Below are 25,132 nucleotides of genomic sequence, written 5' to 3'. Positions count from 1 at the left end.
ATTTAACTATTGTGGTAACCGCGGCAATGATTAGTGACTGAGCAATTTTTAGAATTTGGTATTGATTAAGTTCAAGGCTTTATTGGTTTCCTCAACAGGCAACTGACAGCTACCGTGTTTACAGACATAAATCAGTGTTTTATTCATAACATACCTATTCATAAATAATGGTAAGTTGCTAGTTTTAGAATTTGAAGCGGCAAATATAACGTTTGGCAAGTAGTTCTTCATTAAGGTTTTGCATATGGGTTCAAAATTTTCACCAATAACGACTATTTCATAATAATCTTGATCCATTAATAGTGAAAGGTGAAGCCAATTGGCGTGATTTTGTGGATTTTCAGTGATTGATTTCCGCATTGTATTCATGATTTGATTCAATCTTATTTCAAAACTTTCTTCTGGAAAATATTTAGAAAGCTTTAAAAGATTATGAGCCATTATAGAATTGGATGAGGGTATCACATTGTCAGCTACTTCTAAGGTTTTTCGAATTAAAGATTCTCCTTTATTAGAAGTGAAGAAAAATAAACCTGTAGAGGTGTCTGAAAAATTATCGATTACGTAGTTGGTTAGTTTTAAACTGTGGTTTAACCATGTTTCATTATAACTTACTTCGTATAAACTTATAAAACCATCAATTATAGCAGCATAATCTTCAAGAAAACCAGAAATAGTGCTTTTGCCGTTTTTGTGATTATGATAAAGACCACCCTCTTTATCAACTAAATTGTTTAGAATAAAATGCGCGTTCTGCTGGGCCATTTCTAAATATTCTTTGTTTCCCAAAAACCTATAGGCATCTGTAAGGCCTTTTAGGGCTAAACCATTCCAAGAGGTTAGAATTTTATCATCAAGCCTTGGTTTCTCTCTTTTATCGCGTTCTTGCTTTAATAATTTTAAACATTTTGTTATTGTGCTGAAAACTGCTTCCTCCGTCAAATCATGTTTATTAGCAATGTCCTTGGCTTCTGCATCTCTAATTAACACGTAGTTATCTTCTTCCCAATAACCATAAGAATTGATACTATAAAAATCAGCAAAAAGTGGGTAGTTATCCGTGAGAATTTCTCGAAGTTGTTTTTCTTTCCAAACATAGAACGCTCCTTCAACCAGTTTTTCTGTTTCCGATAAACTATCAGCATCAAGAGAAGAGTAAAAACCATTACTTACATCTAAAAGTTCTTCTTTAATAAAAGAAATAGACTGCTGTACTACATTTTTATAAAGGATATTCTTAGTTGTAGCATATGCTTTTGCATAGAGACTGATTAATAATCCGTTATCATAAAGCATTTTTTCAAAATGGGGAACATGCCATTTAGTATCTACAGAGTATCTTGAGTAGCCACCGCCTACATGGTCGAATATACCGCCCCAGGCCATTCTGGTTAATGTGGTATGCACATATTCATTAATCGCTTCATCTTTTTGTGAGTGTCCATAATGTAAAAGGAAATTCAAATTAACGGGCATCATAAATTTAGGGGCTCTCTTGTAGCCACCTAAAAATGTGTCGAAATAAGTAGACCAATCTTTTACTATATCATTTATTCTAGAAATGGATATGATGTCACTATTCTCCTCAATTGCTATGGTATTTATTTCTTTTAATCCATGAGCCATGTTTTCAGCATAGCCAATAATTTTTTCAGGATTATTTTCATATAATTCTTGCAACTGGTTTAGCACTTGAATCCATTCTTGTTTTTTTACAAAAGTTGCGCCCCAGAAGGGTCTTCCATCAGGTAATGCCAAAATATTTAGAGGCCAACCGCCACTGCCAGTCATCATTTGTAAAGCATCCATGTAAATGTGGTCAATATCTGGTCTTTCTTCACGGTCAACCTTAATATTAATAAAATGAGAATTCATGGCCTTCGCTACATCTTCGTCTTCAAAACATTCATGTTCCATAACATGACACCAATGACAAGCAGCATAACCTATACTTATTAATAGTAGCTTTTTTTCATCTTTTGCTCTTTTCAGAACTTCAGGGTTCCATGCCTCCCAATTTACAGGGTTGTGGGCATGTTGCAGTAAGTACGGACTACTTTCGTTGATTAGGTTATTAGTAAATTTTGGATGCTTAGCCATTAGATTACTGATTTGATTTTAGGACAAAAAAAAGCGCCAAAAGGCGCTTTTGAAATAGTTTGATTTTTGTTATTTTACTTCGAAAGTGATTTTAACATTGACTCTGTAATTTTTGATTTTGCCATCTTCAACAGTTGCACTTTGCTCGTTGATATAAACCGATTTAATATTTTTCACCGATTTAGAGGCTTCAGAAACTGCTTTTTTTGCTGCATCTTCCCAACCATTATCAGAATTTGCTAATATTTCAATAACTTTTAAAACTGCCATAATGATGTGTTTTTAGATTCACTACAAGTTACACAATTTGAAGGCAAAATATTATTAATTTCAAGCATTTATTAACCGTTTAGGGCTACAACCTCATTTACTTTGTCACCCATCATATTTTTAAGCATAGTTTCTATACCGTTTTTTAAGGTATATGTAGAAGACGGACAACCACTACACGCACCCTGTAATATTACGTTTACAGTTTTGCTCTCCTTATCATAAGATTTGAACATTATATTACCTCCGTCACTTGCAACTGCTGGCTTCACGTATTCCTCCAAAATATCCACAATTTCTTGAGATGTTTCATCAAGTGTTATTGTGCTTTCTACAGAAACCGTTTCAGAAACTTGTGCTTCGGTGCCAATCGATTTTGCATTATCGGCAACAATCTCTTTTCCGTCAGCTATAAAGTTTCTAATTACCTCTCTTACTTCTACTGTAATATCATCCCATTCAGCAACTTCGTATTTAGAAACAGAAACATAATTTTCATCAATAAATACTTGTTTCACGAATGGAAATTGAAATAATGTAGTCGCTAATTTAGAATCTCGAGCTTCATCTAAATTTTTGAATTCAAAGGCAGAGCCAACTATTTTTTTACTGGCAACAAACTTCATTGTAGATGGGTTTGGTGTAACCTCTGCATATACAGTAACAGGTATTGGTTTATCTAAATCCTCTTCCAAAACTATTGGTTCTCCTGCGTTTAAGTACTCGACCAATTGTTGCGCAACCTCATCTTTCACATCTTCCCACTTAACAATGTCATATCGTTCTAGGCCAATGAAATCACCAGAAATATATACCGTTTTTATAAATGGTAAATAGAATAATTGTTGTGCCAAAGGTGAATTTTTGGCTTCGTCAATATTTTTATACTCGTAGTTTTTGCGTTGAACTAATAGATGATTAGTTTCGAACTTTAGTATATTGGGATTATTAGTCTTAACAACTGTAATAGAATACTCTTTCATTTCTCAAATAATTTATGCAAAAATACGAAGGAAATCTTAGTTTAGTCCTACATAATAATGTTGAGGTTAACCCGTTATACACTTTATATTATCAAAACTAAGGTCTAGTTTATAATCCCAAAGATGAGATACCATATTCTACTATTGTTTACCGTGTTAATGATAGGTTCAAAATCTATAGCACAGGAGGGCATTCCTGTTTATTTCGATTATTTGTCAGATAACTACTATTTGGTATTTCCTTCTATGGCAGGTATTGGTGAAGGAGGTAAAATAAGAGCGACTGCCAGAAAGCAATGGTTCGATGTAGATGATGCCCCTAGTTTACAAACAATAAATGCACATTTTAGAATTGGTGATACGCCAAGTGGAATGGGAGCCATTCTTTTTAATGATGCAAATGGTTACCACTCACAAACAGGATTGAAATTAACATATGCTCACCATTTAAGAATGGGGAGTAGTGACATGAGAGTCTTAAATCAACTTTCTTTTGGATTAAGTGCTACAATTTTGCAAAGTAGTTTAGATGAAACTGAGTTTAGATCTGTTACGCCGGATCCTGCTGTTTCTGGAATAAAGTTAAGCGCATCATATACTAACGTTGATATTGGTATTTCATATAATTTTCAAGAATTCTACACTCATTTTGCAGTAACCAATGCAATGACAGGTAGTAAAAGAAATGTATACTACAGAGATAGGCAAGATAATCCTGATCAATTAGTTATTGATAATATTAGAAGATACCTCATTTCTACTGGTTATGTATTTGGTAAAAGTGAATGGCAAGTTGAACCTTCCGTTCTTTTTCAGTTAACCGAATTTACTAAAGAGAAAACCATGGATATCAATGCCAAGGTGTATAAGGATGTTGATTTTGGACGTATTTGGGGCGGACTTTCGTATAGAAGAAGTTTTGATGGTGCACAATTTCAAACGGCAACTGGTTTTGGAGAACAACGTTTACAACTCGTGACACCTATAGTAGGAGCCAATATTAACAACTTTATGGTGTCTTATAACTATTCTTATCAAATGGGAGATATTCGTTTTGATAATGGAGGATTTCATCAGATTACCATTGGTTATGATTTCGGACAGACCGAACGTAAGTACGATTGCTATTGTCCGGCAGCTAACTAAAAAAAAGGCCCGTTTAAGTTAAAACAGGCCGATTAGATTTTCGAAGATTAATCCCAACTAAAGTTTTTCGATGCAGCTTGTTTTTTAATGGCTTGAACCATTGCATTTTCTAGCTCACCTGAGTTATTGCTTTTTTGATTTTCGGCGATATAGGCTAATCGCTTAGAATTGTACTCTTTTATTTTGTTTTGAATTTCTTCTCGCTCATTTTTCTTCGATTCAACGTACAGCTTGATTTCGTTTTCACTTTTTCCTTGTAGTTCCTCAGGCAACTCGTCTTTCTCGACAGAGCTGATTTCAAATTCGGCATCATCATAAGCATCAACCAAATCCCATTTTTTATTATTGTAAAGTCTTGAGCTTTTACTTACGGCTCTTTTTACAGCAACAGCTTCTTGCATTGCTAGTGCATTGCTATCTTGTACCTCCTGTGCGATAATTTTTGATTTGCCCAAAGAACCATAAGAAATGTAAGTCGTGTTAAGTTTTGAATTTAGTTTTATAATGATTTCATCATATGGGGTACTTATATGAGTAACTTTTTTATTGTGGTCAATGGCCATATATTCGCCACCTGTTAATGATGCACCCTCTTTCCAATTCGTATTGATGCCCAGTTCGTAGTTTCCGCAGAAAATGGTATTAACAACAACATCTTTCTCGTTGGCATTTGTTAATGCAGTTCTATAATTATATTGACCTTGGTCAAATGGTTCATTACCCGCAATAAATATCATGCGTAATAAATCTGGGTTTTTATTCCAAGGCAACTGATGTAATGATGTTTGTAAAACCTTTCCGCAATATTCTTCACCCCCATTAGTGGTTAATGAAAATAATTTCTCAGAAATTTCATCAAGGTCACTGCTAAATGCTAAAACCTGCTGAATATACCCTTCTTCTGCAGAAAGATTATCATTACCATATTGATACAGTGCAATTTGTAAATTAGGTCTAGCATCATTGCCACATTTGGCAAGGCTGAATTCATTTACAATATCCCAAAGCTGCGACTTTGCTTGGTTAATTAAACCGTCCATACTATTACTAGTGTCAAGTAATAATGCAATTTGTACAATATTATCTTTTTTTATTTCCAAAGGGGAATGAGCATATGCAATTAGTTCAATTTGTTTTTGTTTAGGCTCGTCTACACAACCAAGTACAGTTGTTATAGCAAACAGAAGTAATCCCGAAGTTGTTATTTTTCTTAATGTTTTCATTATTGTAGTTTTAAATTCTAGCCTAAAACTAATGGCAATGTTTCTTTAAAAATAATGGTAATGAGTATACGCACCTTTTGACTTAGTTAAGTTGTTCGTTGAGTTTGTAAACTAATGAAATTGGGGGTTAAATGCCCTTTTTTGGCGTTTAATCTATTTTTTTGTAACATATAAATCAGCTAAGTTTACAGTAATCATAGCGAATGAAAAATTTAATATTCTACATAGTTATATGCTTTGTATTGGGGACTTTAACAAGTCATTCTCAAATACAAAATGATGCTGTAAGGTTTAATTTGAAGGGTAGGGTCGAAGCTAAGAATACCGGTAGGCCTATTTCTGGTGTGTCTATTTCTAATAAGATTGGGAACTTAGTGGTAACTAACGGACTTGGAGAATTTGAGATAAAAACCAAAATAGGTGATGTACTGATAATTGAGCATGAAGACATAGTGACTTTACGATATAACGTAAAGAAAAATGATGATGTTCTCATATTAGTAGAAGATTTTGAAACTTCATCAACAAGTGCTCGGTTAAAATCATCGCCTGATATTTCTTTAGAACATCAAGCTTTGCTAGATTCCGCCGATAAATATAAAGCGCAGGATATTGAAAGAAGTATTGACTATGTAGCACAATCAATATCCTTACTAGGTAAAAGGGGTAGAAAGAAAGAATTGGCAAGATCACTATCTAAACTTGGTGAAATTTATCAATATCATAAGCAATTAGATTTAGCTATTGATAATTATGAGGATGCTTTAGATGCCAATAAGACAATTTCAACGTCATTATTGTTAGCTAAGGCTTATAATTTAACCTCAAGGTTTAAAGAAACTGCAAATCTATTAAATCCTTTATTGGAAATTAAATCAATTCCTCCATACCAAAGTGTACAACTTTATGAGTTGTTAGGTGATGCGAAAAAGGGCGACGGAAAAATTTCAGAAGCAATTCAGTTATATAATAAAGGGCTCTTAATTGCTAATAAGAATCAGATTACGTCGAAAATGACAGATCTTAATTCTAAAATCGCCGACACGTACTCTTTAAGTAATCAAACGATAGAAGCTGAAGCATACTACGGAAATTCACTTGAATTAGCGACGCAGCAAGCACCTAAAAGAGCTTTACAGGAAAAGGAAAAAGTGGCTGATTTTTACAATGCCAAAAACCGGTATAGTGAAGAAATTACCATGCGAAAAAATAGTCTGCAAGATTTAAAAAAACTTAACTCACCTAATGCAGGCGTTACTAAGTTAGAACTTGGTGATACAATTACATCGCAACGAATTAATTATAAAATAGCTAATGCTTATATCTCTCAAGATAAGTATAACGAAGCAATCCCTTTTTTGGAAAGAAGTATTGTTGAGGCTGGTTCTGAAGATGATCTTGTTGTACAAAAAGATGCCACCAGAAAGCTTTCTGAGGTGTATAAAGAGAAAGGTGATTTTACTAAAGCCTTAGACACCTACCAATCTTATGTCGCTTTGGTCGATTCATTATACGTGCGTAAAGAACAAGAAATATCTAGGGCCAATAGATTTAATAGAGAAATTGCTAGCGCTCAAAATAGACTAACGGGCTTAGAGCAAGAGCGAGAGTTGTCGCAAAGTAAATATAACTTGGCATTAACAGAACAAGAGTTGGTAAAAGAGAGCAATGCGCGGCAACAATGGATTATTTATTCATTAATTTTCGGATTGCTATTAACACTTCTAGCAGCATTCTTCTTTTATAGAAGTAATCGGCAGCAAAAATTGGCCAATAATTTATTGGCGTTAAAATCGTTGAGGTCACAAATGAATCCGCATTTCATATTCAACGCATTGAATTCGGTGAATAATTTTATTTCTAAAAGCGATGAGCGTAGCGCAAATAGGTATTTAAGTGATTTTTCGACTTTAATGCGCTCTGTACTCGAAAATTCTGAAGAAGATTTTATTCCCTTAGAAAAAGAGTTGCAGCAATTAGAACTGTATATGAAATTAGAACATTCACGGTTTGAAGATAAGTTTGACTATAAAATTATTGTTGATGAACAAGTTCAAATTTCTATGTATCAAATACCACCTATGCTTTTACAGCCTTACATTGAAAATGCTATATGGCATGGTCTAAGGTATAGGGAAACTAAAGGTTTGTTATCAGTTTATATAAAGGAAAATGGCAGTAAATCAATTGCGATATGTATTACTGACAATGGTATAGGGCGCAAGAAATCTGCATCTATTAAAACTCAAAATCAAAAGAAACAAAAATCTAAAGGCATGGGTATAATTAAAAAACGTGTTGCGATTTTAAATGATATGTATGCCGATAAGGTTGATATTGAGATATCGGACTTAGAAATAGATGGTTCAGGTACCAAAGTGCTTTTCATACTAAAAAAAGAAAAATGAGCTTAAAAGCAATTTTGGTCGAAGATGAGACCAATAGTAGAGAGATTCTTAGAAATTACATTAATAAGTATTGTCCGAGTATAGATTTGGTCGGTGAGGCAGCATCTATTAAAGAAGCTTTAGTGTTGATTGAGAATAACATTATTGACCTTGTATTTTTAGATGTCGAGATGCCTTTTGGTAATGCTTTCGATTTATTAGATCAGCTACCCGATAGAACTTTTGAAACAGTTTTTGTTACTGCTTATGATCATTATGCAAAAGACGCTTTAAATAATCATGCTGCATATTATTTGACTAAGCCAATTAATATTGATGAATTAATTATTGCCGTTAATTATGTTGAAGGTGTGCGGGAAAAAGAAGCGAGTTTAGAAGGTGAGGTATTAGCAACCAAGTCAAAAGGGGTTGAAGGTAAATTGACGTTGCCTCAGCAAGACGGATTTCAAATATTGAATGTTTCAGAAATTCTATATTGTAAGGCCGATGATAATTACACAGAAATATATTTGCTGAACAAAAAAATATTGGTAAGTAAGACTTTGAAGTATTTTGAAGATGCTTTGGCTGAATTTCCTTTTGCCCGAGTTCATAAATCTTTTTTAGTCAATGTAAACGAGGTTGTGAAATATAGAAGAGGTAAAGGTGGTAGTGTGGTGATGTCTAATGGAAAAGAAGTGATGGTTTCCGCATCTAAAAAGAAAGATTTTCTGTCTTATTTTAATTAAATAACGAATATGATAAAAGGTGTTAGAGGTAAAGAACCTGTAATAGGGGATGATTGCTTTATTGCTGAAAATGCAACTATTGTAGGTGAAGTTATAATGGGTAAGCAATGCAGTGTCTGGTTTAATGCTGTGCTAAGGGGCGATGTACATTTTATTAAAATGGGCGATAAGGTAAATGTACAAGATGGGGCTGTTATTCATTGTACGTATAAAAAATCGCCAACAACTATCGGTAATAATGTATCTATTGGGCATAATGCTATTGTGCACGGGTGTACTGTTCATGATAATGTGTTGATAGGTATGGGTAGCATTATTATGGATGATTGTATCGTAGAGAGCAACAGCATTATAGCTGCCGGAGCTGTTCTTACAAAAGGTACCCATGTGCCATCAGGAAGCATATTTGCGGGTATGCCGGCAAAGAAAATAAAAGATATTAGTCCCGAATTAAGTTCAGGAGAAATAAATAGAATAGCGGAAGCGTATACCATGTACTCAGGTTGGTTCAAAGAGTCAGAATAGAGGCTGTTCGTAATTTCAATATAGCAATCTATCTAAAATACGTACTTTTGATGCACCAAAATTAAAAGTTATGAACGCATACGTTTTTCCTGGGCAAGGTGCTCAATTTGTTGGAATGGGACTTGATTTATATGAGAAATATCCTATTGCAAAAGAGTTATTTTTAAAGGCAAATAATATTTTAGGTTTCGATATTACTGAAGTAATGTTCAATGGTACTGCCGAAGGATTAAAAGAGACTAAAGTTACACAACCAGCCATATTTTTACACTCCGTTATCTTGAGTAAGGTAATGGGTGCTTCATTTAAGCCAGATATGGTTGCGGGTCATTCCTTAGGGGAGTTCTCGGCGCTTGTGGCAAATAATACGTTAAGTTTTGAAGACGGGTTAAAATTAGTGTCGCAACGTGCTTTGGCAATGCAAAAAGCTTGTGAACTAAAACCTTCTACAATGGCTGCCGTTTTAGGATTAGAAGATGGTGTCGTAGAAAAAATATGTAAAGAAACAGCAGGTGTAGTAGTTGCTGCAAATTATAATTGCCCGGGTCAATTAGTGATTTCTGGTGAGATAGCTGCTGTAGAATTAGCATGTGAGAAATTGAAAACAGCTGGTGCTAGAAGAGCGTTAATGTTACCAGTTGGTGGAGCATTCCACTCGCCTTTAATGGAGCCGGCAAGAGAAGAACTTGCGGCGGCAATAGATAATACTAATTTTGCAAGCCCAAGTTGTCCAATCTATCAAAATGTACCTACAACTGCAGTAAATAGTCCGGCAGAAATTAAGAAGAACCTAATGCTGCAATTAACAGCGCCAGTTAAATGGACGCAAAGTGTACAGCAAATGGTAAAAGATGGGGCTACAGTATTTACTGAAATTGGACCTGGGAAAGTATTACAAGGTTTGATTAAAAAAATTGAGCCAACGGCACAAACTCAGTCACCAATACTGGATATCTAAGCTTTTATACTTCTAGTTTACCATTCAACCTAAAAATCCTTTTTTCAACTGTTTGTGAGCGGTTTACATTGATTTTTTCGTAATATTGAGACCCATATTTTTCATTGAAGAATTATAATTATTCTTCAATGAAATTGATGGAAATGAAAAGAACGCTATGAAAATGAAATTACATTCTATTTTCCTAAACATTACTAAAATAATCGACTTTAACCTGTCTATATTAGTTTTTAGTTTATTTTTTCTATCTGTTTCTCTAGGAGGAATTTTTGGGCAAACAGTTTCTATTGCAAATAATGCCGACGCCTTAGAGGGAAGTGCTACTCCTGGAAATTTTAGGGTTTCCGTGGCGTCTCTTTCTGATTTTGGTACAGTTACCGTGAAATATATTGTTTTAGCCAGCAGTACTGCTACGGCAGGTGTTGATTATACAGCTTTAAGCGGAGAAGTAGATGTTACTTATACTGCGTTTATTAGTAATGCGTTAATTAATGTAAATACAGCTTTCCAGGATGTGTTATTGGAGGGGACAGAAACAGTAGTTGTTGAAATAGTACCAGATGGAGCCTATACTTTAGGTGCCAATAAAACTGCAGCTGTTAATATTGTAGATGACGATACCGCAACTTTAAGTGTTACAGATATATCAGCAAACGAAGGCAATGGTTTGGTGTTCAGTATTGTGGCCGATAAAGCTGCATTATTTAGTTATACGGTTAACGTTAATTTTCAAGATGGTACAGCAATTGGTGGAGCACCAGGTTTAGTGGAACCAGAAGATTATAATAATGTTATGCAACCTATAAATTTCCCTATAGGCTCTACAAACCGGCAATTTACGGTTCCAACGTTAAATGATAATGTTGTTGAAAATAATGAAACTTTCAATGTTATTTTGAGTGCAAATAATGCCAATGTTGACGCAAGTGATACTGCAATTGGAACTATTAATGATGATGATGTGGGCAATATAACAATCGAAGATATTACCGAAATCGAAGGGAATAAAATGGGTTTTAGGGTAACAAATAATATTTTGGTGCCAAATGCTTTTACGGTTACGGTTAATTTTGTTGATATCAGCGCAACGGGTGGTGATGTAGATTATAAAAGTGATCCGAAAACTTTAAATTTTAGTGGAGCTGCAGGTCAAGGTAGAGATTTTGATGTTGATACTTATGATGATAATTTGATTGAAGGAACAGAAACATTTACGGTAACGCTTAGCTCGAATGAAGCCCTTGTTGATGATTCGGATACAGCAATAGGAACTATTTTAGACAACGATGTTTTTAGAGCATCGATATTAGCTACAGATAATTCAGCAACCGAGGCCAACACAGTAACCGATACCGGTACGTTTACTGTTAGTTTAGATGAGGTTAACTCTACAGGTTCACCCATTACAATCAATTATGTGGTAGGTGGTTCGGCAGTTTCAGGAACCGATTATACTGCTTTATTAGGAACCGTTCAAATTTTAAATGGGCAACAATCAAATACAATTGTAGTAACCCCAATTAACGATAACTTAGTAGAAAACACGGAGACAGTAATTGTTGAATTGACCGCAGGCTCTTTATATGATTTAGGAAATTCAGGATCTAGAATAGGTACGATTTCTATTTTAGATACGGATACGTTTACGGCTACCATAGAGGCCACTGCTGCAACAGCTAACGAAAGTCCGAGTACCAATGGTACGTTTACTGTAGATTTAGGAGCCGTAAATAATACGGGTGCATCGATAGCAGTAAATTATACAACCGCAGGAACTGCTACACCAAATTCAGATTACACAACTCTGAACGGTACGGTTCAAATTGCGAATGGTCAAAGAGTGAATACAATAACTGTAACACCTATTAATGATACTACGGTCGAAGAAAATGAGACGGTTATTGTATCGCTTAGTACAGGTTCTCGATATACTATAGGTAATCCAGGTAATGCAATAGTTACTATAGTGAGTGATGACGCAAACGTTGCTCGAATTACGGCTATTGATGCTACTGCAGCTGAGAGTAATGGTGCAGCAGCAACGGGCGAATTTACAATTAGTTTAAGTGCCCCAAACAATACGGGCAGTACAATGACAATTAATTATGTAGTAAGTGGTACAGCAGTTAACGGCACCGATTATACAGCTATAAGTGCTAACGCTATTGATATTCTTCCAGGAGAACAGTCTGTCCCAATTATAATAGATCCATTTAACGATTTAATCCAAGAAGGTGTTGAATCAGTGATAATTACTTTGGCTTCAGGATCAGGTTATGTATTGGGGGCAGCATCTACACGCTCTGCTACAGTGCAAATTAATGATAATGACCAAGCTATATTAGAAGTAACGAGTATTCCATTTAATGAAGATGATCCGTCTGGGGTATTAGTTTTTAATGTTGAGTTAAGTATTGCTGTTGTTGGTGGTACACAAGTATCTTATTCCTTTTTTGATGATTCCGCTACAGGAGGCGGTACAGATTATACTGGTACTCCCGGCACCTTGATTTTTACGGGTACAGCAAATGAAACTAAGACGATTACGGTGCCTATTAATAATGATGCAGTTTTAGAAAATACAGAAACCTTTGAAGTTCAATTAGGCTTACCGACCAATAATGTACAGCTAGTAAATGGAGGTACAGCAATAGGTACAATAAATGATGATGATAATTGTGTTGCTGCGCCAGTTTTAGATGCATCTGTTTCTCCAATTTATTGTGTAGTTGATACGGGTAGTGCTTTTTCAGCCAATCTATTTGATTTCACTACGAGTATTGCTCCTAGCGGTACCGTTCTGACATGGAGTAGAGTTTCAAATCCGCTAACTATAACTTCTCACTTAAGCCCTGCAGAAGCTCAAGATATTAGCACACCGGCCTCCTATTATGGCTTTTTCTATGATGCGGCAAATAATTGTGCGAGTGGTAATATTGAAGTTCAAATTGTTCGAAATATCATTCCTCAGTTGGTTACTATTAACGGAAATGAACGTTGTGGTCCAGGAACATTATTGTTAAGTGCTATACCAAGTGATGGGGCTTCAGTTAATTGGTATAATTCATTAGAATCCGATACGCCGATAGCTTTTGGTGAAACATTTACAACTCCACCCTTAACAGTAACAACTACATATTATGTGGAGGCTACCGAAAACGAATGTACTACCGAAAGGCAGCCAGTAATTGCTAGAATAGGATTTCAAGCTACTGCCGGTACTGCTCAAAATGCTTCTATTTGTAATATAGCAACCAACGGCCTTACCAGTTTAGATTTAGATAGCAGGCTTACAGGGGCTGACCCTGGTGTATGGATTTTTGTATCAGGTCCTGAAGATGTGAATATAAACTCTACCAATGTTGTTGATTTTGAAGGGTTGGCTTCAGGAGCATATATTTTCAGATTTACAACTACGAATTCAACGGCGCCATGTGTCAATCCTACAATAGATATTACCATTAATGTTAGTGATTGTGAATCGGATGATGATAATGACGGACTTTTAGGCGGTCAAGAAGTTGCCTTAGGCTTAGATCCTAACAACCCAGATACTGACGGTGATGGTATTGAAGATGGTGAAGAAGTTGGTGCTGATATAGCCAACCCATTAGATGAGGATAATGATGGAATAATAGATGCTTTAGATTCAAATACTGATGACGCCGATAATGATGGTGTAAATGACCAACAAGATCCTGCCAACGATAACCCATGTATTCCCAACCGATTTAATGGTAGCTGTGATACTGATGGGGACGGTTTATCAGACTTGGATGAACAAACCAATGGCTCTGACCCAGATGATCCTTGTGATCCTGTTGCAACGCCAAACTGTGATGATCCTATAGATTTAGAAGTTTTGAAATCTGTTGATAATATAAATGCGCAAATCGGTGATACCGTTGTTTTTGAAATAATGGTCACTAACTTATCTGATAGAACTGTTAGAGCAATTGTTATTGGGGACTTATTAGAACTAGGTTTTGATTTTGTGTCTAAATCCTCTGTTGATTATGATGAAATTTCAGGTATTTGGGACATAGCAGAACTAGAAGCTGGTTTGTCTGTAGTACTTAACATAACAGTTACTGTTTCTGAAGAAGGGCCATATGAAAATACGGCAACCTTATTGGAGTCGATACCATCAGATAACAATCCAGCAAACGATGAATCTACCGTAACTTTAAATACAGAGGTTCCAGAAGGTATTGATCTAGAAGTTATAAAAAATGTTGATAATAAAACTCCATTACTAGGAGAGCAAATAACATTTACCATTCGTGTAGAAAATAAATCTGTAAATGGAGACATAATTAGTAATATACAGATTGATGATATACTTCCAGAAGGGGCAGATGCTGGTTTTATTTACATAAGCGATGTTTCTACCGCAGGAGATTTTAATGAGGCAACAGGAAGGTGGACTATTGAATCACTTGAAGTAGGAGAACAAAATGCAGTAACATTAGAAATTACGGTATCAGTGCCAATTGAGGGGGCTTTTACTAATATAGCCACATTAGTTAGGTCATCGCCAACAGACAGTAATGAGGCAAATAATAGTAGTACTGTAGATGTTGAGGTTAGTATACCTACACCTGCAGACCCTGGGTTCCTTTTTAATCAGTTTTCACCGAATGGGGACGGAACAAATGATGTGCTAAGAATTAACCTTAGGGATTCAGAGGCTCAAGTCGATCAAGGAATAAATTATAAAATTGTTATTTATGACCGTTATGGAAATCTAGTTTTTGAAGGAGCTAATTTAGTTGCATCTGGAACTCAGACTACCGTTGATGTTTGGGATGGAAACTATAAAGGAAAAAAAGTACCTAAAGGAACTTATTTTTATATTATGAATTATAGTATTAATAATGAACCTGTGATTCTTGATAAGGGTTGGATACAGCTTATTAGATAAAATATATGATGGATTATAACTTAAAAAAATCGAGTTATACTGTAGCTTTTCTGCTATTTTCTCTGTTAAGCTTTCAAGCATTTTCACAGAAAGAACCACAGTATACTCAATACATGTACAACATTGGTAGCTTTAACCCCGCCTATGTGGGTACGGTAGAAACGCCAGAATTATCTGGCCTATATAGAGCGCAATGGATAGACATACCGGGTGCTCCAAGAACATTTCGTTTTGGTGCGAACTTGCCTTTTAAAAATGAAAAAGTAGGGATCGGACTTAATATAATAAGTGATCAATTAGGGCCGGTTTCACAAACCTATGCTGATATTTCTTATTCATATCAGGTAATGGTAACCGATGAGACAAAATTGTCTTTTGGTATTGATGCAGGTGGGTCATTTTTAAATGTTGACTTTACAAAAGGTACTTTTGAGAACCCTGGTGAAGACCTTAATGGTGAAATGCTAAGTAAGTTTTACCCAACCGTTGGTGCGGGTGCTTTTCTATATTCAGATAACTGGTATCTAGGGGCTTCAGTGCCGAATTTTTTAACTGAAGGTGTATATAATGAAGAAGTGGCTTCAATAGTTGAAGACAAGCTACAATTCAATTTAATTGGAGGTTATGTATTCGACCTTTCAGATAATCTAAAATTTAAACCAGCTTTCTTGATAAATACGCTTAAAGGCTCTCCGGTTAACGTGAACTTATCTAGTAATTTTTTAATTTCAGACGTATTTACTGCTGGTGTCTCTTACCGTATAGAGAACGCCTTTAGTGGTTTGGCAGGTCTTCAAGTTTCAAACTCATTATTTGTAGGTTATTCATATGATTATAACACCAATTTACTTGGCGAGTTTAATAATGGGTCACATGAGATTATTCTTAAATTCTATTTAGGTAGAGACGGAGCCAAATCTACAAAGGATGGTAATGATAAAAATGTAAAAGGTAAACCTAAACAAATTGATTCACCTCGATTCTTTTAAAGTGCACTAACATGAGATTTAAATTAATCATAGTATTACTAGTTTTCGTTCCATTGATGGTTTCAGCGCAGGATAAAAAATCTAAAGCTGATAATCTGTATTATAGCTATCAATACCAACAAGCAATAACGGAGTATAGAAGTGAAATGGAAAAGAATCCGTTAACGAACCATCAGTTATTAAACCTAGCCGATTCTTATTTTAATACTGGTAGCTTTGATAATGCGTCAGAACTTTATTTGGAAGTGAACAAGAATGATACTATTATGTCGGTCAATCGATTTAATAAGATGCTTCAAAGTCTATCTAAAAACTCAGAGAGAGATAGGGTAAAGACTTTTTTAAGGTCGAAAGCTGATATGTTGTCGCCAGAGCTTTTAGAGAACGCAGAGTTTAATTATAGTCTTTTAGAAATTCCTAAAGAAAGTGATAAGAGTACAATAGTAAATGTGGCTATAAATAGTCCTCAAGGAGATTTTTCACCTACTTTTTATAAAAATGGTTTGTTGTTTAGTAGTAGTAGAATACAAAATGCAAAAAAAATATATGAGCCTTCAGGAGAATCATATTTAGATATCTATTTTGGAAAATTAAATGCTAGTAATGAATTGTTTGATGTTGAGGTTTTTGATAAAATACCTGCCACAAAGTTTCATAAGTCGACTCCTTTCTATTCTGATAAATTATCAACTTTTTTTTATATACTGTCTAACACTGAAGATGATGAGCTTAGATATGATGAAAATGGCAAAAATGCATTGGCTATTGGTACGTTAACCGATACTGGAAGATTTCGATTTATATTAAAAGATCTAAGTACATCTTTTTATTATCCATATTTCGATGACAAGTCTGAACGATTGTATTTTGCTGCCAATTTCGATGACAGTTACGGTGGTACAGATTTGTATTATGTATATACAAACAACGGGCAAATAATGTCTGCGCCTATTAATTTAGGTCCGAGAATTAATTCACCAGGAAACGAAATTGCTCCTTTCATTTTTGATGGAAGTTTATATTTTTCTTCTGATGTTTTTTACGGACTAGGGGGAATGGATGTTTATAAATCAAATATTATTGGAATTGATTCGTATACCATACCTGTTAATCTTGGTGAGGGTGTCAATTCAACATCTGATGATTTTGGTTTTATAATTAAGAATGATGTGAATAATAGCTATTCAGGGTATTTCTCATCTAATCGTAAAGGAGGTAAAGGTGGAGATGATCTTTATCGGTTTACATTAAAGAACTTACCAGGTTTAAAGACATTTTCTTTAGGTGGAAAGGTTGTTGACTTAGTGAAAAAAAATGGGGTAAGTGGTGCGCAAGTGAGGTTGTTAAATCATAAGGGTGAAATGTTAAAGGAGGTAAGTTCTACAGCGACAGGTGATTTTAGAATTGAAATTCCTTGGCAAAAACAGGTGACTATACAGGCTTTAAAGGATGGATATTCTATTTTTTCAACATCCTATTCAGAAGAAGGGATGGAAGAGATTCAAAGGACTTCTTATATGTTAGGCCTTGCTAGGTTAGAGGATTTGGTTTTAGAAAGTGAAGGTAAAACTATTTTAAAACTTGATAAATTTTACTTTGATAAAGGAAAAGCTGTTTTAAATGCACAAGTAGAAGCAGAACTAAATAAGGTAGTTGATGCAGTATCGCGTTTTCCTCAATTAAGATTAAAGATTGAAACATATACAGACAGTAGAGGTAGTGATTCTTATAATAAGAAGCTATCACAAGATAGATCTAATGTTATAAAAGATTATTTGTTGAAGAATGGTTTAACCTCTAATAATATTGTTGATGCAATTGGTTATGGTGAAGAGATGATTAAAAACAACTGTACCAATGGAGCCTATTGTTTAGATTTTCTACATAAGCAAAATGAACGTACCTTAATCGTGGTTGTAGATTAATGCGAATGATTTTTTTTAGAATATTACGATGTAAAAATAATACAGCGAAAAACACGATAAGAATAGAATACCTGCATAGGTCAGTATTTTTAACTTCTTACCAGGCCAGAAACTTGGGTCAAGATCACTACTAGTTACATTCTTCAAATTCATATACCCAACTATTGGGGCTACAATAAATGAAACGAAAGTAGCCAAAGCCACCAGCTTACCCATATTTGCGCTAAATGCTGCAATGACTATAAAGTTGATAATGGTTAAAAGCATTACTCCAATACCAAATGCTAATTTGGTGCTGAATATTTTAGTTTTCGGATTCAATAGAGATACAATGTCTAGACTTACTCTGGTTAATGCATCATGTGCAGTTAAACATGTACTGAACATTGTTGCAAATGCAGAAATTGCGATGAAAATGTATGCCCAAGAACCAATATGATTAGTAAATAATAAAACCACTTGGTCGGCAAAACTTACTGCATTGTTGCTTAGTTGAATGTTGGTTCCGTATAAGGTAAACCAACCTATAATCATAAAAAAAACAGCTAATATGGTCGTTATGCCATATCCGATATTAAACTCTTGAAGTGATTCTTTTAAACTTGGTTTGTCTTGATTTTTCCATTTTTCTATACTCCAAAGACTTATCCAACTTGAGGCTTCAACCGCTGTAGGCATCCAGCCCATTAAACCAATTAAAAAAAGTATACCAAACTCGTTGAAAATAGGTGTTGGTTTGAAATTTGGAACATGAGTAACAGGACCTTGGATTAGGACTAATACCGTTGTGATAAGCAATGCGATGAAGAGAATGCTAACCACGAATTTTAGACTGATTTCTAAGAACTTATATTTTCCAAAAATTAGAATAATACTTATAATTAAAAATAAACCTAGTGCTACAATAGAAATAGACGTATTGGTGATGTTGAATAGATTAATAAACAATCCCGCAGTTACGGTGTAAAGAGCTGCTAGAATGGTAAATGTGGTTAGTAGTGTAATACCTGCATAGAACCATAAATAACCCTTGCCGCGATGTAGATATCCTTCAATTAAGGTTTTATTGGTAACGCTTGTATATCGTACTCCAAATTCAAAGAATGGATATTTGAGGATGTTAGCTAGAATTATAGGTATCACCATAATCCAGCCATATTGTGCACCTGCTTTTGTAGATAGTACTAAATGGGAGGTGCCGATTGCCATACTTGCAAATAACATTCCAGGTCCTAAATTTCTTAATATTATTTTAAGTTTTGACACGCTTTGTAATTTGGTTGCACCAATAAATGTAAACTATTTAGGGTAAGTGGTCTTGATTATTTTATTTCAATAGTAGCTCCATAAAATTTTGGCTGGGTGTTTAATATCATATCAATAAAAACTTTCACTCGTGCCAAATATTCTCTGAGATGAACTTTGAATCCTTGAGAGGTAGATAAGTCTTGGGCGTTGAAACCTATAGCTTTTAGTCCTTTTTGATGGGCAATATATATTGCTCTCTCATTATGGAATTTTTGTGAGATTACAGTAACGTTGTCAAGTCCGAAAATAAATTTTGCCCGAACCATAGAGTCTAATGTTCTAAAACCTGCATAGTCTAAAAAAATCACCTCTTCTGGGATTCCTGCTTTTATTAAATCTTTTTTGATGGTATTTGGTTCATTGTAATAAATGCTACCATTATCACCACTCACTAAAATAAATTTGATTTTGCCAGCTTTATATAACGCTACTGTTGCATCTATGCGATAGGTGTAGTATGGATTTGAAGAACCGTTAGATATTCTATTAGAAGTCCCTAATACAAGTCCTACTCTATTGGGTGGTATAGTATTAATGTCAGAATACGTTTTGTCTTCAGTGGTGCTTGAAATAATAAAATTGCAGGCCAAAATAACTAGTAAGAGCACTAGACATAACGCACCTAAAATTTTAATAATTTTTCTTAGCATGTAAAAAAGTCAAGTTTAAAGGTAAGAAATACCAAATGACTTTAAGTTCTATTAAATTAAAAAGTAACGGGGTTAATCTTGAGAAATAGATTAAAATAAAAAACCCTTGAAAATCAGAAGATTAACAAGGGTTTTGGTACTCGAGGCGGGACTTGAACCCGCACGCCCCAAAGAGCACAGGATTTTAAGTCCGGCGTGTCTACCAATTCCACCACTCGAGCATATTTGGCATTTGAATAAAAAATGCTGGCTAGCAACATTTTCTGAGCGAAAAACGGGATTCGAACCCGCGACCTCCACCTTGGCAAGGTGATGCTCTACCCCTGAGCTACTTTCGCAATTTTTAAGAACGTGCATCTCTTAAAAGATGCGGGTGCAAATTTAATACAATTCTGTAAAAACCAAAGTAAAAATGAGCAAAAGAATAAAAAAATTTATGAGGTCGCCTTCTTGTCCTTGGTTAACAGCCTTTTAATTTCATTTAACTTCATTAATGCCTCTACTGGAGTAAGGGTGTCAATGTCTAAATGTGTGATTTCTTCCTTTATTTCTTCTAATAAAGGATCATCTAAGTTGAAAAAACTCAATTGCATTTCGTTTGAAGTGGTTTTAAGTTGATCACCGATTTCTTGGTTAACGTGCTTATTTTCCAACTTTTTTAAAATCTTATTCGCTTTTTGAATTACTTGTTGTGGCATGCCTGCCATTTTTGCAACGTGAATACCAAAACTATGCTCACTGCCGCCAGGAACTAATTTTCTAAGAAATAGAACGGTATCTTTCAATTCTTTGATGGCTACATTGAAATTCTTAATGCGATTAAACGTGTTCGTCATTTCATTAAGTTCGTGGTAATGTGTAGCAAACATCGTTTTTGCCCTGGCTGGGTGCTCATGTAGATATTCTGAAATTGCCCAGGCAATTGAAATACCATCGTAAGTGCTGGTTCCTCTTCCTATTTCATCTAATAAAACCAAACTACGTTCTGATAGGTTATTAAGTATTGACGCCGTTTCGTTCATTTCAACCATAAAGGTTGATTCGCCCATCGAAATATTATCACTGGCACCAACACGGGTGAATATTTTATCAACGACCCCTATTTTAGCACTTTCAGCAGGCACAAAACTTCCCATTTGTGCAAGTAGTACAATTAAAGCTGTTTGTCTTAATAATGCCGATTTACCACTCATGTTCGGTCCGGTAATCATTATGAACTGCTGGTAAGATCTATCTAATTGCAAGTTGTTAGCGATATATTGCTCACCTAAAGGCAGTTGTTTTTCAATAACAGGATGCCTTCCATCGGTAATTTGCAAATCAGTTGAATCATTAAGCTCTGGGCAGTTATATGAATTTTCTTTAGCCAATTGAGCAAATCCACAAAGACAGTCAAGTTGTGCTATTAGGTGTGCATTGTTTTGAACTGGGGAAATATATTCCTGCATCCAAACGACCAACTGCGAAAATAGTTGTTGCTCTAATGTTGAGATGCGATCTTCTGCTCCTAGTATTTTTGCTTCATATTCTTTTAATTCATCTGTAATGTAGCGTTCTGCATTGACCAAGGTCTGCTTACGTGTCCAAGTATCTGGTACTTTGTCTTTATGCGTATTTCTTACTTCAATGTAATACCCAAAAACATTGTTAGAAGCAATTTTAAGTGAGGTTATGCCGGTTGCGGCAGTCTCTCTCTCTAGCATGCTGTTTAAATAATTTTTACCAGACGTTGCCAACCCTCTAAGTTCATCTAATTCTTCAGAAAAACCTTTTGCGATGGTACTACCCTTTAAAATATTAACAGGCGCCTCTTCACTTAGCATTTCTTTTATTTTTTCTCTTAATAAGTCGCAAGATTGTATTTGGTCTCCAGTTAACGCTAAAGATTCATTTTTAGAAGCTGTTGCTAATTGCTTAATTGGTATTAAAGCTTCAAGTGAATTTTTAAGTTGTACAACTTCTTTAGGGTTGACTTTACCTGTTGCAACTTTAGAGATTAAGCGCTCTAAATCGCCCATCTGTTTAATGTGGTGCTGAAATTTTTCTAGAACTACGTCTTCGTTATATAAGAAAGAAACTATTTGTTGCCTCCGTTTTATCTTTTCTAGATTTTTAAGTGGTAAAGCAAGCCATCGCTTTATCATTCGCCCTCCCATTGGGGAGATAGTTTTGTCAATGACATCTAAAAGAGTGACAGCATTTACATTTGTTGAATGGTATAGTTCTAAATTTCTTATAGTGAACCTATCCATCCATATATAATCATCTTCGACGATTCGCTGCAATTTTGTAATATGCTGTAATTGGCGATGCTGCGTTTCTCCTAAATAATGTAATATAACACCAGATGCAATAACACCATATTTTAAATGATCAACTCCAAAGCCTTTTAATGTTTTGGTGTTGAAGTGTGAATTAAGGTTTTCTAAAGCATAATCTTCTTGAAATACCCAATCTTCTAAATAAAATAAATGATGGTTTTTGCCAAATACTTCGGTAAATTCTTTTTTATGGGCTTTAGAGATTAAAATTTCATTAGGGGAAAAATTCTGTAATAGTTTATCGATTTGTTCTTCACTACCTTCCGATGTTAAAAATTCACCTGTAGATATATCAACTAAAGAAATTCCAATTTTTTTTCTTCCAAAATGAATTGCACAGAGAAAATTATTAGTCTTTGAATGAAGTATATCATCATTCATCGCCACTCCCGGGGTTACCAATTCAGTAACTCCTCTCTTAACAATCGTTTTGGTTTGTTTAGGGTCTTCTAGCTGATCGCAAATCGCAACACGTAGCCCTGCCTTTACTAATTTCGGTAAATAAGTGTTTAATGAATGATGGGGAAATCCGGCTAATTCTGTTCGTTCACCACCATTATTTCTATTAGTAAGAATGATTCCTAAAATACGAGAAGCCTTAACGGCATCTTCACCAAAAGTTTCGTAAAAATCACCTACTCGAAAAAGCAATAACGCATCAGGATATTTGGTCTTGATGGTATTGTATTGCTTCATTAAAGGGGTTACCTTTTTTATCTTGCTTTTATCCGCCACTTTATCTTTATCTCATTAATTTTGTATCTATACGAAAGTATGATTTTATCCATCGATTTTAAATCATTGTTGATATTTGCGGATAAGTTTATCACATTAATTTGCTGCTAAAAATTAAATAAAAGCATGAGGAAACTACGAAATGAGGAGCTTGATAGAAAGGGTGTAGAAGAATTTAAACTTGCTGGTAAGACTCCGATAATTATTGTTTTAGACAATATTCGTAGTTTGAATAATATAGGTTCGGTTTTTAGAACAGCAGACGCTTTTTTGGTTGAAAAAATATACTTGTGCGGCATAACCGCTACGCCTCCTCATAAAGATATTCATAAAACTGCTTTGGGAGCTACCGAAAGTGTTGATTGGGAGTATGTGTCTGAGACTATTGATTTAGTTGAGAAGTTAAAAACTGAAGGATGTCATGTGATATCGGTAGAACAAGCTGAGAATGCGACTCAATTAAATAAATATATTCCCGCGAAGGATGAAAAACAGGTTTTGATCTTTGGTAACGAAGTGAAAGGTGTTGCACAAAATGTAGTTTCAGCAAGTGATGAGATTTTAGAAATTCCCCAGTTTGGAACAAAGCACTCTTTAAATATTTCGGTAAGTGTTGGTGTTGTAGTTTGGGATTGCTGGAATAAATTAAATGCATAAAAAAACCTGGTCAATGACCAGGTTTTCAAGTATAGTTTGAGTTAGTTAGTTGCACTTATGCTGGTACAATAAAGTAAATCCTTTTCATTTACGCAAGAAATAACACAATATATTGCGTTATAGTGATGATAATGCGAAATCTTCAATCTTAGTTAAAATAGTTTCATAATCTCTATTATGGCTCACGAAATCTAAATTACTTACATCTATAACTAGTTGATTTTCTTTAGGATAGGTCTTTAGAAAGTCAAAATAACCTCTATTTATTCGTTCAAGGTAAGAGAGTTCAATATTTTGTTCATAATCTCTACCACGCTTTTTTATTTGCTCTAAAAGTCGTTCTGTGGTTTGGTACAGATAAACGTATATTCTTGGTTTTTTAACCTCCTTGTACATGAAATTGAAAACTTTGCGGTAAAGCTCAAATTCGTTTTGCTGCAAGGTGACCTTTGCGAAAATTAATGATTTGTATATGTCATAATCGCTCACCATAAAACTTTTAAAGAGGTCAAGCTGATTTGTGTCTTCTGTAAATTGTTGATAGCGATCGGCCAAAAAAGACATCTCTAGCGGAAAAGCATACCTAGCTTGGTCCTCATAAAAACTAGGTAGAAACGGATTTTCGGCAAATCGTTCCAATATTAATTTAGCATTAAAATCATCAGAAATTTTTGTTGCTAAGGTTGTTTTACCAGCGCCAATGTTACCTTCAATAGCCAAATAATTAAAACTGGCAAAAAGTGAATGTCGGTTTATGAAGAGTTTTATGGTTCTTTTAGTAAGGATGCTTTTATCTTTGCATTCTTGTAATAGATTTCTTGTGTCCTTATTAAAAATGGGGTGATAGAATTGTGGCGAGATATCTGCCAAAGGCTTTAAAATAAATTTACGGTCTTGAAGTTTAGGATGCGGTATGGTTAAACTCGGTGTTCTAATAACTTCCTTTTCATAGTAGATAATGTCAATGTCGAGTGTTCTGCTTTGATAGCCTTCACTATTATTTCTTAGTCTACCAAAGTTTGCTTCAATTTCTAAAATTGTAGCTAACAGGTTTTCTGGTGTTAATAATGTTTGAATTTCTAAACATGCATTTAAAAAATCTTCTGCTTCAAAACCCCATGAAGGTGTTTCATAAATAGCGGAGACCTGTCTAATTTCTCCGGCTTTCTTTCCTATTTCGAAAATAGCTTTTTGTAATAGAAGTTCCCTGTTTCCTAAATTACTTCCAATAGATAAATATGCTGTTTTGTACACTCCCATAATATTGGGACAAAATAACTAA

17 protein-coding genes and 2 tRNA genes are annotated in these 25,132 nt (G+C 34.7%); 9 read left to right on the top strand and 10 right to left on the bottom strand.

All coding sequences use genetic code 11. The features are described from left to right. Nucleotides 1-48 precede the first annotated feature (48 nt). The 3 genes from B5X55_RS05795 to B5X55_RS05785 form a co-directional block, all read right to left on the bottom strand. Complete coding sequence (locus B5X55_RS05795; protein WP_079511671.1) at nt 49-2,100, bottom strand: thioredoxin domain-containing protein; 2,052 nt, start codon at nt 2,098-2,100, stop codon at nt 49-51. Nucleotides 2,101-2,169: 69 nt separating this feature from the next. Beyond that, complete coding sequence (locus tag B5X55_RS05790; RefSeq protein ID WP_027064938.1) at nt 2,170-2,370, bottom strand: dodecin family protein; 201 nt, start codon at nt 2,368-2,370, stop codon at nt 2,170-2,172. Nucleotides 2,371-2,441: 71 nt separating this feature from the next. Then, nucleotides 2,442-3,353, bottom strand: a complete 912-nt coding sequence (locus tag B5X55_RS05785; protein ID WP_079511670.1) for a NifU family protein — start codon at nt 3,351-3,353, stop codon at nt 2,442-2,444. 123 nt (nt 3,354-3,476) lie between these two features. Between B5X55_RS05785 and B5X55_RS05780 the strand changes: the two genes are divergently transcribed. Beyond that, the gene (locus B5X55_RS05780; RefSeq protein ID WP_079511669.1) at nt 3,477-4,499 is read left to right on the top strand and encodes a PorP/SprF family type IX secretion system membrane protein; all 1,023 of its coding nucleotides are present in this window, start codon (nt 3,477-3,479) and stop codon (nt 4,497-4,499) included. 47 nt (nt 4,500-4,546) lie between these two features. On the opposite strand, the gene B5X55_RS05775 is transcribed toward B5X55_RS05780, so the two are convergent. Beyond that, a complete protein-coding gene (locus tag B5X55_RS05775; RefSeq protein ID WP_079511668.1) occupies nt 4,547-5,722 on the bottom strand; it encodes a vWA domain-containing protein in 1,176 nt (391 codons plus the stop codon). A 203-nt stretch (nt 5,723-5,925) separates the two neighbouring features. On the opposite strand from B5X55_RS05775, the gene B5X55_RS05770 reads away from it, so the two are divergent. The 7 genes from B5X55_RS05770 (at nt 5,926) to B5X55_RS05740 (ending at nt 18,179) form a co-directional block, all read left to right on the top strand. Then, nucleotides 5,926-8,130 (top strand): tetratricopeptide repeat-containing sensor histidine kinase, encoded by a 2,205-nt coding sequence (locus tag B5X55_RS05770; RefSeq protein ID WP_079511667.1) that lies wholly within the window; start codon nt 5,926-5,928, stop codon nt 8,128-8,130. Continuing rightward, a complete protein-coding gene (locus B5X55_RS05765; RefSeq protein WP_079511666.1) occupies nt 8,127-8,858 on the top strand; it encodes a LytR/AlgR family response regulator transcription factor in 732 nt (243 codons plus the stop codon). The genes B5X55_RS05770 and B5X55_RS05765 overlap by 4 nt, the downstream gene beginning before the upstream one ends. 9 nt (nt 8,859-8,867) lie before the next feature. After that, nucleotides 8,868-9,383 carry a gamma carbonic anhydrase family protein gene (locus B5X55_RS05760; RefSeq protein ID WP_079511665.1) on the top strand — a complete coding sequence of 172 codons (516 nt, stop codon included), beginning with the start codon at nt 8,868-8,870 and terminating at the stop codon, nt 9,381-9,383. Between the two features lie 70 nt (nt 9,384-9,453). Then, nucleotides 9,454-10,341 (top strand): ACP S-malonyltransferase, encoded by an 888-nt coding sequence (gene fabD, locus B5X55_RS05755; protein ID WP_079511664.1) that lies wholly within the window; start codon nt 9,454-9,456, stop codon nt 10,339-10,341. Nucleotides 10,342-10,498: 157 nt separating this feature from the next. Then, nucleotides 10,499-15,265: a Calx-beta domain-containing protein gene (locus B5X55_RS05750; RefSeq protein ID WP_079511663.1), complete on the top strand. Its 4,767-nt coding sequence runs from the start codon at nt 10,499-10,501 to the stop codon at nt 15,263-15,265. A gap of 5 nt (nt 15,266-15,270) precedes the next feature. Continuing rightward, nucleotides 15,271-16,254 carry a PorP/SprF family type IX secretion system membrane protein gene (locus B5X55_RS05745; protein ID WP_200811588.1) on the top strand — a complete coding sequence of 328 codons (984 nt, stop codon included), beginning with the start codon at nt 15,271-15,273 and terminating at the stop codon, nt 16,252-16,254. An 11-nt stretch (nt 16,255-16,265) separates the two neighbouring features. Next, entirely contained in the window at nt 16,266-18,179 is a 1,914-nt protein-coding gene (locus B5X55_RS05740; RefSeq protein WP_079511662.1) for an OmpA family protein, read from the top strand. Between the two features lie 15 nt (nt 18,180-18,194). Here B5X55_RS05740 and B5X55_RS05735 read toward each other — a convergent pair whose 3' ends face one another. The 5 genes from B5X55_RS05735 to mutS all read right to left on the bottom strand — a co-directional run bounded on the left by B5X55_RS05735 (nt 18,195) and on the right by mutS (nt 23,154). Beyond that, on the bottom strand, nt 18,195-19,445 hold the full coding sequence (locus B5X55_RS05735) for an NRAMP family divalent metal transporter (protein ID WP_079511661.1): 1,251 nt from the start codon (nt 19,443-19,445) through the stop codon (nt 18,195-18,197). A 56-nt stretch (nt 19,446-19,501) separates the two neighbouring features. Further along, complete coding sequence (locus B5X55_RS05730) at nt 19,502-20,137, bottom strand: SanA/YdcF family protein (RefSeq protein ID WP_079511660.1); 636 nt, start codon at nt 20,135-20,137, stop codon at nt 19,502-19,504. Nucleotides 20,138-20,271: 134 nt separating this feature from the next. After that, nucleotides 20,272-20,358: transfer RNA gene (locus B5X55_RS05725), tRNA-Leu, on the bottom strand. Nucleotides 20,359-20,403: 45 nt separating this feature from the next. After that, a tRNA-Gly gene (locus tag B5X55_RS05720) sits at nt 20,404-20,475 on the bottom strand. 96 nt (nt 20,476-20,571) lie between these two features. Then, nucleotides 20,572-23,154: a DNA mismatch repair protein MutS gene (gene mutS, locus B5X55_RS05715; RefSeq protein WP_079511932.1), complete on the bottom strand. Its 2,583-nt coding sequence runs from the start codon at nt 23,152-23,154 to the stop codon at nt 20,572-20,574. A gap of 165 nt (nt 23,155-23,319) precedes the next feature. Here mutS and B5X55_RS05710 point away from each other — a divergent pair, with 165 nt between their 5' ends. Continuing rightward, the gene (locus tag B5X55_RS05710; RefSeq protein WP_079511659.1) at nt 23,320-23,850 is read left to right on the top strand and encodes a TrmH family RNA methyltransferase; all 531 of its coding nucleotides are present in this window, start codon (nt 23,320-23,322) and stop codon (nt 23,848-23,850) included. Between the two features lie 117 nt (nt 23,851-23,967). Here the strand turns inward: B5X55_RS05710 and folK are convergent, their stop codons facing one another. Continuing rightward, nucleotides 23,968-25,110, bottom strand: a complete 1,143-nt coding sequence (gene folK / locus B5X55_RS05705; RefSeq protein ID WP_079511658.1) for a 2-amino-4-hydroxy-6-hydroxymethyldihydropteridine diphosphokinase — start codon at nt 25,108-25,110, stop codon at nt 23,968-23,970. Nucleotides 25,111-25,132 lie beyond the last annotated feature (22 nt).

This window comes from Maribacter arcticus, assembly GCF_900167935.1.
Taxonomy (GTDB): Bacteria; Bacteroidota; Bacteroidia; order Flavobacteriales; family Flavobacteriaceae; genus Maribacter; species Maribacter arcticus.
Note: the sequence above shows the minus strand (reverse complement) of the source record. Positions and strands in the feature narration are given on the sequence as shown.